At 63.7% G+C, this 15,389-nt stretch carries 15 protein-coding genes; 7 read left to right on the plus strand and 8 right to left on the minus strand.

Annotation, left to right across the window (positions count from 1 at the left end):
• Positions 1–95: 95 nt before the first annotated feature.
• Both pyk and AC1ECK_RS20845 read right to left on the minus strand, forming a co-directional pair.
• Positions 96–1,532 carry a pyruvate kinase gene (gene pyk / locus AC1ECK_RS20840; protein ID WP_480322248.1) on the minus strand — a complete coding sequence of 479 codons (1,437 nt, stop codon included), beginning with the start codon at positions 1,530–1,532 and terminating at the stop codon, positions 96–98.
• A 526-nt stretch (positions 1,533–2,058) separates the two neighbouring features.
• Complete coding sequence (locus AC1ECK_RS20845; RefSeq protein ID WP_480322250.1) at positions 2,059–3,252, minus strand: phosphoglycerate kinase; 1,194 nt, start codon at positions 3,250–3,252, stop codon at positions 2,059–2,061.
• A gap of 376 nt (positions 3,253–3,628) precedes the next feature.
• Between AC1ECK_RS20845 and AC1ECK_RS20850 the strand changes: the two genes are divergently transcribed.
• The 7 genes from AC1ECK_RS20850 (at position 3,629) to moaC (ending at position 8,785) form a co-directional block, all read left to right on the plus strand.
• Positions 3,629–4,552 carry a branched-chain amino acid transaminase gene (locus AC1ECK_RS20850; protein ID WP_090685112.1) on the plus strand — a complete coding sequence of 308 codons (924 nt, stop codon included), beginning with the start codon at positions 3,629–3,631 and terminating at the stop codon, positions 4,550–4,552.
• A gap of 65 nt (positions 4,553–4,617) precedes the next feature.
• Positions 4,618–4,812, plus strand: coding sequence for a zinc-finger domain-containing protein (locus AC1ECK_RS20855; RefSeq protein ID WP_074300693.1), 195 nt, complete (start codon positions 4,618–4,620; stop codon positions 4,810–4,812).
• A gap of 166 nt (positions 4,813–4,978) precedes the next feature.
• A complete protein-coding gene (gene waaF / locus AC1ECK_RS20860; protein WP_480322253.1) occupies positions 4,979–6,004 on the plus strand; it encodes a lipopolysaccharide heptosyltransferase II in 1,026 nt (341 codons plus the stop codon).
• Between the two features lie 151 nt (positions 6,005–6,155).
• A complete protein-coding gene (locus tag AC1ECK_RS20865) occupies positions 6,156–6,602 on the plus strand; it encodes a nuclear transport factor 2 family protein (protein ID WP_480322255.1) in 447 nt (148 codons plus the stop codon).
• Positions 6,603–6,635: 33 nt separating this feature from the next.
• The gene (locus AC1ECK_RS20870) at positions 6,636–7,685 is read left to right on the plus strand and encodes a hydrolase (protein ID WP_480322257.1); all 1,050 of its coding nucleotides are present in this window, start codon (positions 6,636–6,638) and stop codon (positions 7,683–7,685) included.
• Complete coding sequence (locus AC1ECK_RS20875; RefSeq protein WP_480322259.1) at positions 7,678–8,271, plus strand: DUF2946 family protein; 594 nt, start codon at positions 7,678–7,680, stop codon at positions 8,269–8,271. Before AC1ECK_RS20870 ends, AC1ECK_RS20875 begins: the two co-directional genes overlap by 8 nt.
• Positions 8,272–8,308: 37 nt before the next feature.
• Positions 8,309–8,785 (plus strand): cyclic pyranopterin monophosphate synthase MoaC, encoded by a 477-nt coding sequence (moaC, locus tag AC1ECK_RS20880; RefSeq protein WP_480322261.1) that lies wholly within the window; start codon positions 8,309–8,311, stop codon positions 8,783–8,785.
• Positions 8,786–8,849: 64 nt separating this feature from the next.
• Here moaC and AC1ECK_RS20885 read toward each other — a convergent pair whose 3' ends face one another.
• The 6 genes from AC1ECK_RS20885 to AC1ECK_RS20910 all read right to left on the minus strand — a co-directional run bounded on the left by AC1ECK_RS20885 (position 8,850) and on the right by AC1ECK_RS20910 (position 15,321).
• Positions 8,850–10,634: a PglL family O-oligosaccharyltransferase gene (locus AC1ECK_RS20885; protein WP_480322263.1), complete on the minus strand. Its 1,785-nt coding sequence runs from the start codon at positions 10,632–10,634 to the stop codon at positions 8,850–8,852.
• Between the two features lie 110 nt (positions 10,635–10,744).
• Entirely contained in the window at positions 10,745–11,383 is a 639-nt protein-coding gene (locus AC1ECK_RS20890) for a pilin (RefSeq protein ID WP_480322265.1), read from the minus strand.
• A 142-nt stretch (positions 11,384–11,525) separates the two neighbouring features.
• Positions 11,526–12,251, minus strand: coding sequence for a TerC family protein (locus AC1ECK_RS20895; RefSeq protein WP_480322336.1), 726 nt, complete (start codon positions 12,249–12,251; stop codon positions 11,526–11,528).
• Positions 12,252–12,420: 169 nt separating this feature from the next.
• Positions 12,421–13,302 (minus strand): succinate--CoA ligase subunit alpha, encoded by an 882-nt coding sequence (sucD, locus tag AC1ECK_RS20900; protein WP_429267783.1) that lies wholly within the window; start codon positions 13,300–13,302, stop codon positions 12,421–12,423.
• Between the two features lie 112 nt (positions 13,303–13,414).
• The gene (sucC, locus tag AC1ECK_RS20905) at positions 13,415–14,584 is read right to left on the minus strand and encodes an ADP-forming succinate--CoA ligase subunit beta (protein WP_480322267.1); all 1,170 of its coding nucleotides are present in this window, start codon (positions 14,582–14,584) and stop codon (positions 13,415–13,417) included.
• A complete protein-coding gene (locus tag AC1ECK_RS20910; RefSeq protein ID WP_480322269.1) occupies positions 14,581–15,321 on the minus strand; it encodes a DUF2889 domain-containing protein in 741 nt (246 codons plus the stop codon). Before AC1ECK_RS20910 ends, sucC begins: the two co-directional genes overlap by 4 nt.
• Positions 15,322–15,389 lie beyond the last annotated feature (68 nt).

Here is a 15,389-nt window from a genome sequence, read left to right on the forward strand (position 1 = left end):
AAGCTCGCCCCATGGCTTGCTTCAAAAACCTGCGCGCCGCCTCTCGCGGGGTGCTGCGGTTGCTCCGCCGTGCCGATCCTAAGCAGCTTTCTATATCAGTACGGTTCGCCGACCCGCACGATCTTCAGCGTGTTCGTCCCGCCAGCCTGACCCATCGGCTCGCCGACGGTCAGCACCACCATGTCGCCGCGCGACGCGTAGCCCTTGCTGACCACCGCCTCGAGCGCCTGCTGCAACGCGGTGTCGCGGTCGCTGCTGGTGTCGAGATGGAGCGAGGTGACGTTGCGGTAAATCGCCATGGCGCGCTCGCTGCCCACTCGCGGCGTGAGCGCGAAAATCGGCACGTGGGTCCAGTGACGCGACATCCACAGTGCGGTCGAGCCCGACTCCGTCAGCGCGACAATCGCCTTGGCGCCGAGGTGAAACGCCGTGAACAGCGCGCCCATGGCGATCGACTGGTCGATGCGGGTGAAGGTGCGGTCGAGGAAATCCTTGTCCAGTTCCGACTGCTCCGACTTCTCCGCTTCGACGCAGATCGCAGCCATCGTTTCGATGGTCTGCACCGGGTACTTGCCCGCCGCGGATTCCGCCGACAGCATCACCGCGTCCGTGCCGTCCAGCACGGCATTGGCGACGTCCGACACTTCGGCGCGGGTCGGCACCGGCGCGTAGATCATCGACTCCATCATCTGCGTGGCGGTAATCACGAACTTGTTCGATTCGCGCGCCATACGAATCATGCGCTTTTGCAGCGCCGGCACTGCGGCATTGCCCACTTCCACGGCCAGATCGCCGCGCGCGACCATGATGCCGTCGGACGCGTCGAGGATGCCTTGCAGCGCCGGAATCGCCTCGGCACGCTCGATCTTGGCGATCATCTTCGGCTTGATGCCGTACGGCGCGCCCGCGATGTTCGCGAGCTGGCGGGCCATTTCCATGTCGGTGGCGTTCTTCGGGAACGAGACCGCGACGTAATCCACCCCCAGCGACATGGCGGTGCGGATGTCTTCCATGTCTTTCGCGGTAAGCGCCGGGGCCGTCAGGCCGCCGCCCTGGCGGTTGATACCCTTGTTGTTCGACAGCTCGCCGCCGATCTTCACGGTGGTGTGGATCTCGCTGCCGAGCACGCGCACGACGTCGAGCACGATCAGGCCGTCGTTGAGCAACAGTATGTCGCCCGGTTTCAGGTCGCGCGGCAAGTCCTTGTAGTCGAGGCCGACGCGATCGTCGTTGCCGAGTTCGCATTCGGCATCGAGGATGAACGGATTGCCGGGAATCAGCGTGGTCTTGCCGTTTTCAAACCTGCCGACGCGGATCTTCGGGCCTTGCAGGTCGGCCATGATGGCAACTTCGCGGCCCGCCTGACGGGCCGCTTCGCGCACGAATTCGGCGCGCTGGCGGTGGTCGTCGGCCGTGCCGTGCGAGAAATTGAGGCGCACCACATCGAGCCCCGCTTTAATCATTTGCAGCAGGATTTCGGGCGTGCTGGAAGCCGGGCCGATGGTGGCGACAATCTTGGTGGCGCGATGCATGAGTCTCCTCGTCTGGATGGGATCGCTGGAAAGAGCGCTGCGAGTCGGGTGCGGAGGCTGCGCACCGAAGGATGCTGCCGGGGGCTGCGCGCCAGTTGAAACCGGCGTCGCTTTATGGGATGAAGCGGTGTTCGAGACCAGCGCGCGGGACGCCAGCGGTACTGCGGGTGCGACGGAAGTGTCGCCGCGGGGTTCTGCGTACGGTGCGGCGGACATGCCTGCGACCGACTCAGTGGTCAACTCCGCGAGCGCCACGCTTGATTCGGATGTTTCGTGTGCTTCGAATGATGCGCCGCCGGCATGACCGGCGGGTGAAACCGTGGGAACCGCTTGCCGCGGTGTCCCGGTTAGGCCTGTGCTGCGCTCCCCTGTTTTGACCGCCTGAGCCGCTGCGTTCGCCGCCGCGGTGACTGCTTTTGCCGCCTTGCCCGCCTTGGCACCAGAAGCCGCGCTAGCTGCACTTTTCGCGGCCGGCGACTTCATGCGCGTCTTTGCAGTTTTCGCCGATGGGGAGCGCGTTGCCACATTAAGCCCGCGATTCCAGAACTTCGACCGCCGGCAGCTTCTTGCCCTCGAGGAATTCGAGGAAGGCGCCGCCGCCCGTCGAGATATAGCTCACCTTGTCGTGGATGCCGTACTTGGCGATAGCCGCGAGCGTATCGCCGCCGCCCGCAATCGAGAAGGCCGGCGACTTGGCGATGGCGTCCGCCAGCGTCTTCGTGCCGTTGCCGAACTGATCGAATTCGAACACGCCGACCGGGCCGTTCCAGACGATCGTGCCGGCTTTTTCCAGTTGCGCGGCCAGCGCCCTGGCGGTTTCCGGTCCGATGTCGAGGATCAGGTCGTCGTCCTGAACGTCGGCCACCGCTTTGACTTCAGCCTTGGCGGTCGGCGCAAACTCCTTGGCCGTGACCACGTCGGTCGGGATCGGCACCGAGGCGCCGCGCGCCTTCGCCTGGTCGATGATCGCTTTCGCTTCGTTCACAAGATCCGCTTCGGCGAGCGACTTGCCGATCTTCAGGCCGGCCGCCAGCATGAACGTGTTGGCGATGCCGCCGCCCACGATCAGTTGATCGACCTTCTCGGCCAGCGACTTCAGGATGGTCAGCTTGGTGGACACCTTCGAGCCGGCGACGATCGCCACCAGCGGGCGCTTCGGCGCGCCGAGCGCGCTGCCGAGCGCATCGAGCTCAGCCGCGAGCAGCGGGCCGGCGCACGCGATGGGCGCGTACTTCGCAATGCCGTGCGTGGTGGCTTCGGCGCGGTGGGCGGTGCCGAACGCGTCGTTGACGTAGACATCGCAGAGCTTCGCCATCTTCTGCGCGAGTTCGTCGGAATCCTTCTTCTCGCCCTTGTTGACGCGGCAGTTTTCGAGCAGCACGACGTGGCCGGGCGCAACGTTCACGCCGTTTTCGACCCAGTTCGCCACCAGCGGCACGTCGCGGCCGAGCAGTTCGGCCAGACGCTTCGCGACCGGCGCGAGCGAGTCTTCCGGCTTGAATTCGCCTTCCGTGGGGCGGCCCAGGTGCGAAGTGACCATCACGGCGGCGCCGGCGTCGAGCGCGGCCTTGATGGCCGGCACGGAGGCGCGGATGCGGGTGTCTTCGGTGATGTTGCCTTGATCGTCCTGCGGAACGTTCAGGTCGGCGCGGATAAACACGCGTTTGCCGGACAGCTTGCCTTCGGAGATCAGATCGGAGAGACGCAATACCTGGTTCATGGCGTTTGGTTGCGAGTTGATTGGAAGGCGGTGACGGACAGCGCGCGAACAGCCTCCGCTCAGGAGCCCCTGGAGGGGTGGCCCCGCGAACAGGCCCGACGGCATCTGCCGCAGCGTCGCGCAGTGATCCGGAAGCCGTCCATTTTAACCGATCCCCACCCCGTCATGCCTCGCACCGAGGCGAATGTCCCGTATTTGGGAGATGCACCGCACATGCTGCATCGCAACATGCGATCCCGGGGTGCGGCCAAATGCCCGTTCCTTGTGCAAAAGACGTTAAAATAACGGACTTCGCCGCTTGCCGGACCTCTGTAGGCTTCTCGCCCGTCCCGGCGGCCTTGCGCAACCCTTCACAAACGCACTGCTGGAGAATCGTATGTCAATGGCCGACCGCGACGGCAAGATCTGGATGGATGGCAAGCTCATCGACTGGCGCGACGCCAAGATCCACGTGCTCACCCATACGCTGCACTACGGCATGGGCGTTTTCGAAGGCGTGCGCGCCTATAAGACGGCCGACGGCGGCACCGCCATTTTCCGTCTGCAGGAACACACCAAGCGCCTGCTGAATTCGGCGAAGATTTTCCAGATGGACGTGCCGTTCGACCACGAAACACTCGCCGCCGCGCAGCGCGAAGTGGTGCGTGAAAACAAGCTCGAGTCCTGCTATCTGCGCCCGATCATCTGGGTCGGCTCGGAAAAGCTCGGGGTGTCCGCCAAGGGCAACACGATCCACGTGGCAATCGCCGCCTGGCCGTGGGGCGCCTACCTCGGCGAAGACGGCCTGAAAAAGGGCATCCGCGTGAAAACCTCGTCGTTCACGCGCCACCATGTGAACGTGTCGATGGTTCGCGCCAAGGCGTCGGGCTGGTACGTGAACTCGATCCTCGCCAACCAGGAAGCCACCGCCGACGGCTACGACGAAGCGCTCCTGCTCGACGTGGACGGCTATGTGTCGGAAGGCTCGGGCGAGAACTTCTTCCTCGTGAACAACGGCAAGCTGTATACGCCGGACCTGTCGTCGTGCCTCGACGGCATCACGCGCGACACGGTCATCACGCTGGCGAAAGACGCGGGCATCGAAGTGATCGAAAAGCGCATTACGCGCGACGAGGTCTACACCTGCGACGAAGCGTTCTTCACCGGCACCGCCGCTGAAGTCACGCCGATCCGCGAACTCGACAACCGCACGATCGGCTCCGGCGCACGCGGCCCGATCACGGAAAAGCTGCAAAGTGGCTTCTTCGACATCGTCAACGGCAAGAGCGAGAAGTACGCGCACTGGCTGACCAAAATCTGAATCCGAAATTAAAGCAGGCCGCCTGCGTGGCGCGCCTGCGCACTGTCTCCACAGAGAAAGCCCCCATGAGCGAAATCAAGGAAATGCCGCTGGTCGAACTGTCGGCAAAAGACCTGCCCGCCTACTGTCCGAACCCGTCGATGGCACGCTGGAGCGCCCATCCGCGCGTGTTTATCGACGTCACGCACGGTGAAGCGCGCTGCCCGTACTGCGGCACGCGCTATAAGCTGCGTGACGGCGAAGTGGTCAAAGGCCACTGAAAGCCGCTCACCGGCTGGGCACGCCCACCACAATCAGGCCGCATGCTGCGCGCGGAGCCGGTCGGACTGGCGCCGCGCGCGGGCATGTGGCCGCTTCCCTTTTAAAACCAGAACGCCGCGCGCCCTTGCGTGCGGCGCGTTCTTTCGACACCGGAAACCCACCCTGATGCGTCGCGCGTTGGTTATCGCACCGAACTGGATCGGTGACGCATTGATGGCGCAGCCTTTGTTCTCGCGCCTCGTGAAACTGCATCCGCGCATCGTGATCGACGCGGTTGCGCCCTCGTGGGTCGCGCCCGTGCTGGAGCGCATGCCCGAAGTCCGCGACGTCTATGCGACGGATCTCGCGCACGGCAAGTTGCAGATGCTGCGCCGCTGGCAACTCTCGAGCGATCTGCGCGAAGTCGGCTACGACGCGGCGTATGTGCTGCCGAATTCGCTGAAATCGGCGCTGATTCCCTGGATGGCGGGCATTCCGCTGCGTATCGGCTACACCGGCGAAAGCCGCTACGGGCTGCTAAACGTGCGCCACGCGAATCCGCGCAAGGACGCGCGCCCGCCGATGCTCGGCCATTACGCGGCGCTGGCCTATAAGCCCGGCGCGAAAGTGCCCGACGATCTGCCGATGCCGCGCCTCGACACCGATCTGAACGAAGCGTCGCGCGTGTCGGCCCGCTTCAATCTGGACACGCGGGTGCCGCTGCTGGTGTTCTGCCCCGGCGCCGAATACGGTCCGGCCAAGCGCTGGCCGCCCGAGCATTTCGCAGCGCTCGCGCAAATCGTCGGCCAGTCGTTCCCGTACACGCAGATCGTTGCGCTCGGTTCGCCGAAAGACGCACCGCTCGCCCAGGCAATCGCCGAGCGCGCGCCGAACGTGCGCAACCTGTGCGGCCAGACCGCGCTGGGCGAAGCGTGCGCGCTGATCTCGCGGGCCAACGCCGTGGTCACCAACGATTCCGGCCTGATGCACGTGGCGGCCGCGCTGCGCCGGCCGCTCGTGGCCGTGTACGGCTCGACCGATCCGCGCCATACGCCGCCATTGTCCGAGCTTGCGAAGGTACAATGGTTGCATCTCGAATGCAGTCCCTGTTTTGAGCGCGAGTGTCCGCTCGGTCATCTGAACTGCTTGCGGCAATTGAGCGCCGAGCAGGTGTTCGGCGACCTGCGCGGCATGCTGCTCGCGCAACGCTGAACCGTCCGGCAACCGCACGCTGCGTTGCAAACCCGCCACGCAGCGTCATCCCTGCGCCTTGCAGCGCGGGCATTCTCGCGGTTGTTCCGGGTTGTCCTGTTTTACTGCTGCCCCGCAACCGCGCGCGCCGCGCACAAGAGACTGACGAGCCATGCCACGTTTTGCCCACATCTTCGAAGCCGCTGCGGATACCCTCAACGCCTATTACCAGGCGGTGGCGGAGGTCAATATCGACAGTTTGATGGGCCTGTGGATCGACGAGGAGTTCGCCAGTTGCATCTGTGCCGACGGCTCACACCTGCACGGCCTCGACAGCATTCGCGCGGGCCTTGCCATCCAGCTCGAAGCCGCCCCGGTTTCGATCGAGCCGATCGACATCCGCGTGTACGACAGCCTCGGCACCGTTGTGTACGCGATTGCGGAAGCGCATCGGCCCGCCGACCCGAAGGTCGCGCCCACCATGGTCTTCACCACCTATGTGATGGTCCACGAACGCGGCGAATGGAAGATCGCACATATCCACGCAAGTGCGATGCCGAACGAAGCAGCAAACCAGTTTGCTGCGAAAATGCGTCATGGTCAGGGGGCATTGCACTGACGCTTTACGTTTTCCGTTTTTCCGGTTGCCGGTATGAGCACGACGCACAACAATACTGTTTCTCCCCCAACCGCTCGCGCGGCGGCCGGTGAGGCGAGCGTCGAGATGTTCTATCGCGCGCCGCTGTGGCTGCCGAACAGCCATATCCAGACCATTGTTCCAGCGCTGTTTGCCCGGCTTCCGGCGGTTGCCTACCGGCGTGAACGCTGGGATACGCCGGACGGCGATTTCATCGAACTCGACTGGCTGGTGCATGAGGCGGGCAGCGCACAACCGTCACCCGACGCACCGCTCTTTGTCCTGTTTCACGGCCTCGAAGGCAGTTCCGCGTCCCACTACGCCCGCACGCTGATGGCTTCGGCGCGCGAGCTTGGCTGGCACGGCGTCGTGCCGCACTTTCGCAGTTGCAGCGGGCCGCTGAACCTGCTGCCGCGTTTCTATCACCTGGCCGATAGCGCCGAAGTGGACTGGGTGCTGCGGCGTCTGCGCGCCACGCATCGCGGGCCGATTGTGGCGGCGGGCGTGTCGCTGGGCGGCAATGTGCTGCTACGCTGGCTGGGCGAGCGGCGCGAAGACGCCTCGTTTATCGCCGCGGCCGCGGCGATTTCCGCCCCGCTCGACGTCCATGCCGGCGGCCGGGCGCTGTCGCAAGGCTTCGGCAAGGTGTACACGCGCAACTTCCTGAAGACGCTGAAGATCAAGGCGCAACAAAAGCTCGAACAGTATCCGGGCCTGTTCGACGGCGACGCGATGCTCGCGAGCCGCAACATGTACGAATTCGACAATGTCGTCACCGCTCCGCTGCACGGCTTTCGCGACACCGACGACTACTGGACCCGGGCGACCACACGGCCGTTATTGCCTGAAGTCACCGTCCCCACGCTTGTGCTCAACGCGCGCAACGACCCGTTCCTGCCCGGCGCGGTGCTGCCGGGGCGGCACGAGGTATCGGCGGCGATCGAGCTGGACCAGCCGCAACATGGCGGCCATGTCGGCTTCATGACAGGCCCGTTTCCGGGCCGCATCGACTGGCTGTCGCAGCGCGTTTTCAACTACCTGAGCCCATTCGTCGACCATGGATGACATCGTCCGCCAGGCGCTCGCCAAATGGCCCAACGTGCCGCATTGCACCGGCTGGCTGCTGCTCGACCGGCGCGGCAACTGGCGCATGCGCGACGACGAAGCCCAGGCGCGCGGCGCGCCGGGCGAGCCGATCCGCCACGCGGCGCTGCTCGCTTTCATCAACCGGAACTACGAGGCGGATGCCGGCGGACAGTGGTTTTTCCAGAATGGGCCGCAACGGGTGTATGTGGAGTTGGGATATACGCCTTGGGTGGTGCGGCTCGCGGCTGTCGGCAATGACGATGAGCTTTCGCTGACCGATCAGGCGGGCAATGCGTTTGAGCCGTCCACGGCTTTTCTCGATGACGAAGGCGGCGTGCTGTTCGCGGACACGTCGACCCCTGCGCGTATCGCCGTGCTGCACGACCATGATCTCGATCTGTTTTCGGCTCATGCCGACGTCGCTGAGGACGGCTGCAGTGGACAGTTCCACTGGCGTGACGGGGTGACGCTGCCATTGCAGCCGGTTGCGCATGCCGACGTGCCGGCGCGCTTTGGCTTTGTCGCGAGTCCGGCGCGGGCGGCGCAAGGCGGCACGGCTGCGTAGCGCTGTTATGATGAGCGCCCCTGGAAGGAACCTCGCCATGCCTGAACTCACTCACTTCGACGCCGCCGGCCAGGCGCATATGGTGGACGTCGGCGCCAAGCAGGAAACCAAACGCATCGCCGTCGCACGCGGTTCGATCCGCATGCTGCCGGAGACGTTTGCGCTGATCCGCGACGGCAACGCCAAAAAAGGCGACGTGATCGGAATCGCGCGGATTGCCGCGATTCAGGGCGCCAAGCGCACTGCCGATCTGATCCCACTGTGTCATCCGCTCGCGCTGACTCGCGTGAAGGTGGATTTCGAACTCGACGAGACGCTGCCCGGCGTGCATTGCACGGCGCAGGTCGAGACGCTGGGGCGCACGGGCGTGGAGATGGAAGCGCTGACTGCCGTACAGGTGGGACTGCTGACCGTGTACGACATGTGCAAGGCGGTCGATCGCGGCATGACGATCACCGATGTGAAAGTGCTGGAGAAGCACGGCGGGAAGTCGGGGGATTGGGTGGCGGCATAAGCGCTGCTCCTGCGCTTAACCGCCCTCCTGCTCCGTTTGACCCACCAGCAAGCGACGACCGGACTCAGTCGTCGCTATCGTCAGCATCCTGATTGACGTCTTTCGGCGGCATGCCGTACTTCTTCACCAGCTCCGCCTTAAAGCCCGCGAGGCTCTTCTGCTCGTCGCACAGCTCGTACAGATAGCCCTGTTGCGACGGCCAATCCTTCAGTTCTTCCGCGAAAATCTTCAGCCGCGCGACGGTATCGAACGCAGCGTTCGTGTCGCCGCTCAGCGCCTGCAGCACCGCGTAACGCCGCAACACCGTCTCACCCGGCAGCAGCGCGAGCGCCTGCTTGTGCATGGCGAGCTTGTGATCCAGGTCCATGGCGTTCATCGGCAACAGCGTGGCCATGCCGTACTCGCCCCACGCCCCGAACAGGAACGACGGATCGTTGCGATACTGCTCGGCGGGACTCGAGCCGTAGTACAGCACCTCGGAGCGGTTGTAGTCGCGACAGATCGGATACAGCGCAGCCAGGCCGCCGAACGCGATAAATGCGTAAGCGCCGAACGACGCGCGGCTCGACACCAGCCGCAGCGAGCGGGTTTCCAGCAGGCCGAACACGAACATCGCGGGCAGCAGGAAGAACATATATTGCTGCGGATACTCGACCAGCGCGTGCATCACCAGCACGCCAATCAGCGCGATGCCGAATACGCGCGCCGCGGTATGCGGCGCACGGACCACGCGCACGAACCACGCGGCCAGACCGAGCAGCACGATCGCCAGGCCGATCAGCCCGGTCTTGCCCAGCAGATCGAGGAAGATATCGTGCGAGTTGTTGGCAATCTCGACGCTGCCGAGCGTCCGTACGAAATCGAACTGGTAACGCGGAAATTCGCCCCAGCCCACGCCCAGCAGAGGGTGGGTCTTGAACATCGTCCAGCCATACTTCCAAAGCGCCAGACGTGGCGCGATCTGGCCGGCGTCCTTGAAGCGGTCGGCGGCGGATTCGGCCAGATCGAGCTGAAAGTGCACGTTGGCCCAGCGAACCAGCGCGTTGACCACGAAAAACAGCAGGCCCAGCAGCACCGGGATCAGCCATTCGCGGTTGCTGCGACGCAGAGCCGGGTTACGCCGGAGTTCAGCAAACGCCATCCAGAAACCGGCCACCACGATCACGCCCATCTGCAACCACGGGCCGCGCGAGACAGTCAGCGCCAGCCCGGTCGAGAAAATCACCGATAGCAACGCCCACACGATCACCGGCAGGCGCCGCGTCTGCACTAGGAACAAGGCCCCGGCCATCGCGAAGGCAATATAGGTCGCAAGGTGGTTGGCCTGCGCCATATTGCCGAACGGCCGACGCTCCACCGTGATGTTGTACGCCACGACGAACGGCGTGACCTTGGTCTCCAGATGGAACACCTGGATCACCTGGCAAAACACTGCAAACAGGCCGCCGCAGATCAACGCCGTCGCGGCCCAGGACAGCACCGTCTCGCTCATCTTCAAGCGGTTGAAGGCGTAGCCGGTATGGGCCGCCATGAATGCCGCGAGCAGATAGCCGGCGCCGAGCCAGTTCATCGACGGCTGCGCGACCGGCAGCACCAGCGTCTGCAGGACCAGCAACAGCCCGAATAGAAGCGGCACGAGCGCAACCGTGGGCGAAGCGAACGTGACTTGCTGCCGCTCCGACCAAACCAGCAGGACCACGGCCGCGCTGGTCACGACGTACAGCACCAGCGTGGTGAACTCCGCGTAGAAGGTCGGGATCGGATAGGTGTGGGCGGTCACTGCGTAAGGCAGAATCAACGCACAAGCCAGCAATACGAGAGATAAATAGCGCGCGAATGGGGTGGGCATGAGGAACCGGGGGCGTCAGCAACCGGCGCACTATACAAAAAAATCCTCCCCCTGTGCGCCGGACGGCCTTAAATATCCCGAAGTCAGCCACTCCCACCCTTACATCGGCATCAACTGCGGCATTCAGGCGGCGCCAGATTCGACGGCAGGCTCGGCGCGTCTGCAGGCAGCGGTCCCGCACCCGGGGCAGGTAGCGACGAAGCGCTCTTGCCGCCGGCAAAACATTCCCAGGTCACGGTCCCCGGTTGCGCAGCGCCGTTGACGAGCGCGATCCGCGCGGTTGGCGTCTCGGCGTTATCGGGCACCGACGGCACCAGGACCAGCGTATTCGAGCCCGCCGGCGCCACGCGCGTGGTAAATGCGAGCGTAATCTGCCCGGTATCGTCATCCAGGTGCACCGATTCGACATTCCGGGTGGCAGGCGGCGGCGCATAGCCGCCACTGAAGGCACTGCCGCTGGCAGCGTTTTCCGCCACCGCGAGCCGCGCCGGCGCCGCGAGCGAAAGCCCTTCGCCCACGCGGCTGCGAGCCAGATAGTCCTGGTAAGCGGGAATCGCATAGGCGGCGATTACCCCGACGATGGCGAGGACGATCATCAGTTCGATCAGCGTGAAGCCAAGCTTGCCGCCCAGCCGCGCAATTCGTGCGGGCCATTGCACACCGGGCTCGGAGATCGGTGCGCCGGCAGCAGGGTCGTCGCGCCTCGACAGCAGGCTACGGAAAACAGAAGGGGGAAAAATAACGGTCATCGGCAGGCTCCTGAAACAAAAAACGCCCGCCCCGCGAATGGGAACAGGCGCTTTGATCGTAGCCAGCCACGCGGATCCTAAACAGTCAGCCGGACGGCTAACGTCGAACCCGGCGACCCTTTGCGGGAGCCTGTGTATGGCCTCAGTGCGAACCAGGCGGCAACTGGGCCGTCTCCCGACCTGCGTTACGGCGCTTGAGCACATAACCCAGGACCACCACGAACAACGCACCCGCGATGCTCATGCCGTACTCGGCCAGTGGCGAGTCCAGGATCGGCCAGCGATCGCCGGCCGGGTCGTTGATGATGAGGCCGCCGGCAATCCAGCCAAGCAGCGCCGCACCGAGCGTAATCACGATCGGGAAGCGGTCCAGCAGCTTCAGCACCAGTTGGCTGCCCCACACGATCAGCGGAATGCTCACCACCAGGCCGAAGATCACGAGTGCCAGCCGATGCTCCGGGTCGGCCGTTTGCGCCGCGCCGGCAATCGCGATCACGTTGTCGAGGCTCATCACGGCATCGGCGACGATGATGGTCTTGATCGCCGCCATCAGCTTGTCGGCGGGCTTGATGCTGTCATGCGCGTCGTGCGCGGGCGCCATCAGGCGCACGCCGATCCACAGCAACAACAGGCCGCCCGTGAATTTCAGCAACGGCACGTCGAGCAGCACCACCGCGAACGCGATCAGCACGACGCGCAGCAGGATCGCCCCCGCCGTGCCCCACAACACGCCCTTGACCCGCTGGGCAGGCGGCAGGTTGCGGCAGGCGAGCGCAATCACCACCGCGTTATCGCCACCCAGCAGGATGTCGATCACGATGATCTGGATAACGGCGCCCCAATGGAGCGTGGCGAAGAACTCGAGCATTGGCGCAACCATGTTGCATGGCACCGCAAAAGAATAGAAAGAACTGAAGCGCGTAGACGACAAAAAAGCGAGGGAGCAATTGCTCGCTCCCTCGCTTTAGAACTGCGCTCTTACGAAAGGACTTCGTAAGCGTATCAAAAATAGGCCGATCTAGCCGGCTTATTTCGATTTACAGCATCGCCTTCAGAAGACGCGCCATTTCCGACGGGTTCTTCGTGACCTTGATGCCGCATGCGTCCATGATTTCCAGCTTGGCCTCAGCCGTATCGGCACCACCAGAGATCAGCGCGCCAGCGTGACCCATGCGCTTGCCGGCAGGAGCCGTGACACCCGCGATGAAGCCAACCACCGGCTTCTTCATGTTGCCCTTGATCCACTCCGCAGCATTCGCTTCGTCCGGACCGCCGATTTCGCCGATCATGATGACGGCGTCCGTATCCGGATCGTCGTTGAACATCTTCATCACGTCGATGTGCTTCAGACCGTTGATCGGGTCGCCGCCGATACCGACTGCCGACGATTGGCCGAGGCCGATCGCCGTCAACTGACCGACTGCTTCATACGTCAGCGTGCCCGAACGCGACACGACGCCGATGCGGCCCTTGCGGTGGATGTGACCCGGCATGATGCCGATCTTCAGTTCGTCCGGCGTGATCGTGCCCGGGCAGTTCGGTCCGAGCAGCAGCGTCTTGCTGTTTTTCGCGCGCATGCGGGCCTTGAGCTCGATCATGTCACGGACAGGAATGCCTTCCGTGATACAGATTGCGAGATCCAGGTCGGCTTCGACCGCTTCCCAGATGGCTGCCGCTGCGCCTGCGGGCGGAACGTAGATGACCGAAACGGTTGCGCCCGTTTCAGCCTTCGCTTCCGCGACGCTTGCGTAGATAGGAATGCCTTCGAAATCTTCGCCGGCCTTCTTCGGGTTCACGCCCGCGACATACGCTTCGCGGCCGTTTGCATATTCACGGCAGGCGCGCGTGTGGAACTGACCGGTCTTGCCGGTGATGCCCTGCGTGATGACCTTGGTGTCTTTGTTGATCAGAATCGACATGTATTGACCTCTGTTCGTTTGGCGTCGCGCGGTTGCGCCAATGGACGGGATGTTCTCCGCCCGCGTCGCTCACGCGCCGCCATTCGTAATCCTGGTGAACGCCCGGCCTGGCTTACGCCTTGCCCGCAGCGGCCGCGACGACCTTCTGAGCAGCTTCTTCCATGCTGTCTGCCGCAATGATCGGCAGGCCGGATTCCGCCAGCATCTTCTTGCCCAGGTCTTCGTTCGTGCCCTTCATGCGGACCACGAGCGGCACCTTCAGCGAGACTGCCTTCGACGCAGCGATCACGCCTTCCGCGATCACATCGCAGCGCATGATGCCGCCGAAAATGTTGACCAGAATGGCCGTCAGATTCGGGTTCTTCAGCATGATCTTGAACGCTTCGGTGACCTTCTCGGTCGTGGCGCCACCGCCCACGTCCAGGAAGTTCGCCGGTTCGCCGCCGAACAGCTTGATGGTGTCCATCGTTGCCATCGCGAGGCCAGCGCCGTTCACGAGACAGCCAATGTTGCCGTCGAGCGAGATGTAGGCGAGGTCGAACTTCGATGCTTCGACTTCAGCCGGATCTTCTTCGTCCAGATCGCGGTAAGCCACGATTTCCGGATGACGGAACAGGGCGTTCGAGTCGAAGTTGAACTTGGCGTCCAGCGCGATGACCTTGCCGTCGCCCGTCAGGATCAGCGGGTTGATTTCGGCCAGCGATGCGTCCGTTTCCCAGAATGCCTTGTACAGACCTTGCAGGATCGCGCGAGCTTGCGGCAGCGAAGCGGCGGGCACGCCGATTTTCGTGGCCAGTTCGTCCGCTTCCGAGTCCTTCAGACCGGTCGACGGATCGACGGCGATCTTGTGGATCAGCTCAGGCGTCTTTTCCGCGACTTCTTCGACGTCCATGCCGCCTTCGCTCGAAGCCATCACGACGACCTTCTGCGAGACGCGATCGATCACGAGACCGACATACAGTTCCTTCTTGATGTCAGCGCCTTCTTCGATCAGCAGGCGGTTCACCTTCTGGCCTTCCGGGCCGGTCTGGTGCGTGACGAGTTGCATGCCGAGGATCTGGTTCGAGTATTCACGAACCTGTTCCAGCGACTTTGCGACCTTCACGCCGCCACCCTTGCCACGGCCACCCGCGTGGATCTGAGCCTTCACGACCCATACCGGGCCGCCCAGCTCTTCAGCGGCCTTGACCGCATCATCCACCGAGAAGACCGGCTTGCCGCGCGGTACCGCGACGCCGAATTTCCGCAGGATTTCCTTACCCTGGTACTCGTGAATCTTCATGCGTGATTCCCTTCAGTCTGAGAGTTGGATTGAACTTCGTTTCCGCTGCTGTCGTTCAAACGGGACATGCCGCCGCCGTTGCCGGCGGATTGGCGGGTTTGCTCGCTTGCTGCATCCGCGCGTTCCGCTGAACGCGGCGCGCGGCCATACCAGCGCGGATAAAACTGTCGCACCGCCTCGCCGTCGAAGCGCAGCGCGTGGCAGCGACCCAACTGGAATGGCGGCTTGTCGTTTGAGTGCTCGTCTGAGGCTTGAGGTGAAGCGTTCCCTGAATCCGCTTCGTGCGGCGGCTTGCCGCTATTGGTATTCCACACTTCGCCGGCGAACGCCTGAATGGCGGCCGTGGGCAGGACAGCGCACAACTCGGTGAGATGCGTGCAACCTGCCGTGCCGCTGAGCAAACGGGCGGTTTCGCGACGGAAGTTGTTGAACAGATTGAGCCCGATGAGGGCACGATAGGCGGGATTGGTGGCTTCGCACTGACCGGGATAGGGCACCCAGTCGGACGACGCTTGCGCGTCGACAACGTTGAGCTTGCGATCGATCGTAATGCGGAGCCAGAGTTCATGGATCGGCTGACCGTTGGGCCGGACGCCCGACGCAAGTGCCACATCACGTGGCTTTTGGTCGGTTAGACACGCCTCTATGTCCCACAGGCCGTCTTCACGCTCATAGGCTTCCGCACGAATTGCGCGACGATGGCGCAACTGACGGGAAGCTGGCGGGGGAAGCGGCATGCGGAAGGAAAAGGCCGAATTGGAAAACCGTTGAATTTTAGCATACTGGATATTTGAGACAGCGCGCG

The organism is Paraburkholderia sp. SSBN10T (genome assembly GCF_056619545.1).

Excerpts from the sequence above, each read along its gene's own strand:
- pyk (WP_480322248.1), bottom strand. The coding sequence starts at position 1,532 with ATGCATCGCGCCACCAAGATTGTCGCCACCATCGGCCCGGCTTCCAGC.
- AC1ECK_RS20845 (WP_480322250.1), bottom strand. The coding sequence starts at position 3,252 with ATGAACCAGGTATTGCGTCTCTCCGATCTGATCTCCGAAGGCAAGCTG.
- AC1ECK_RS20850 (WP_090685112.1), top strand. The coding sequence starts at position 3,629 with ATGTCAATGGCCGACCGCGACGGCAAGATCTGGATGGATGGCAAGCTC.
- AC1ECK_RS20855 (WP_074300693.1), top strand. The coding sequence starts at position 4,618 with ATGAGCGAAATCAAGGAAATGCCGCTGGTCGAACTGTCGGCAAAAGAC.
- waaF (WP_480322253.1), top strand. The coding sequence starts at position 4,979 with ATGCGTCGCGCGTTGGTTATCGCACCGAACTGGATCGGTGACGCATTG.
- AC1ECK_RS20865 (WP_480322255.1), top strand. The coding sequence starts at position 6,156 with ATGCCACGTTTTGCCCACATCTTCGAAGCCGCTGCGGATACCCTCAAC.
- AC1ECK_RS20870 (WP_480322257.1), top strand. The coding sequence starts at position 6,636 with ATGAGCACGACGCACAACAATACTGTTTCTCCCCCAACCGCTCGCGCG.
- AC1ECK_RS20875 (WP_480322259.1), top strand. The coding sequence starts at position 7,678 with ATGGATGACATCGTCCGCCAGGCGCTCGCCAAATGGCCCAACGTGCCG.
- moaC (WP_480322261.1), top strand. The coding sequence starts at position 8,309 with ATGCCTGAACTCACTCACTTCGACGCCGCCGGCCAGGCGCATATGGTG.
- AC1ECK_RS20885 (WP_480322263.1), bottom strand. The coding sequence starts at position 10,634 with ATGCCCACCCCATTCGCGCGCTATTTATCTCTCGTATTGCTGGCTTGT.
- AC1ECK_RS20890 (WP_480322265.1), bottom strand. The coding sequence starts at position 11,383 with ATGACCGTTATTTTTCCCCCTTCTGTTTTCCGTAGCCTGCTGTCGAGG.
- AC1ECK_RS20895 (WP_480322336.1), bottom strand. The coding sequence starts at position 12,251 with ATGCTCGAGTTCTTCGCCACGCTCCATTGGGGCGCCGTTATCCAGATC.
- sucD (WP_429267783.1), bottom strand. The coding sequence starts at position 13,302 with ATGTCGATTCTGATCAACAAAGACACCAAGGTCATCACGCAGGGCATC.
- sucC (WP_480322267.1), bottom strand. The coding sequence starts at position 14,584 with ATGAAGATTCACGAGTACCAGGGTAAGGAAATCCTGCGGAAATTCGGC.
- AC1ECK_RS20910 (WP_480322269.1), bottom strand. The coding sequence starts at position 15,321 with ATGCCGCTTCCCCCGCCAGCTTCCCGTCAGTTGCGCCATCGTCGCGCA.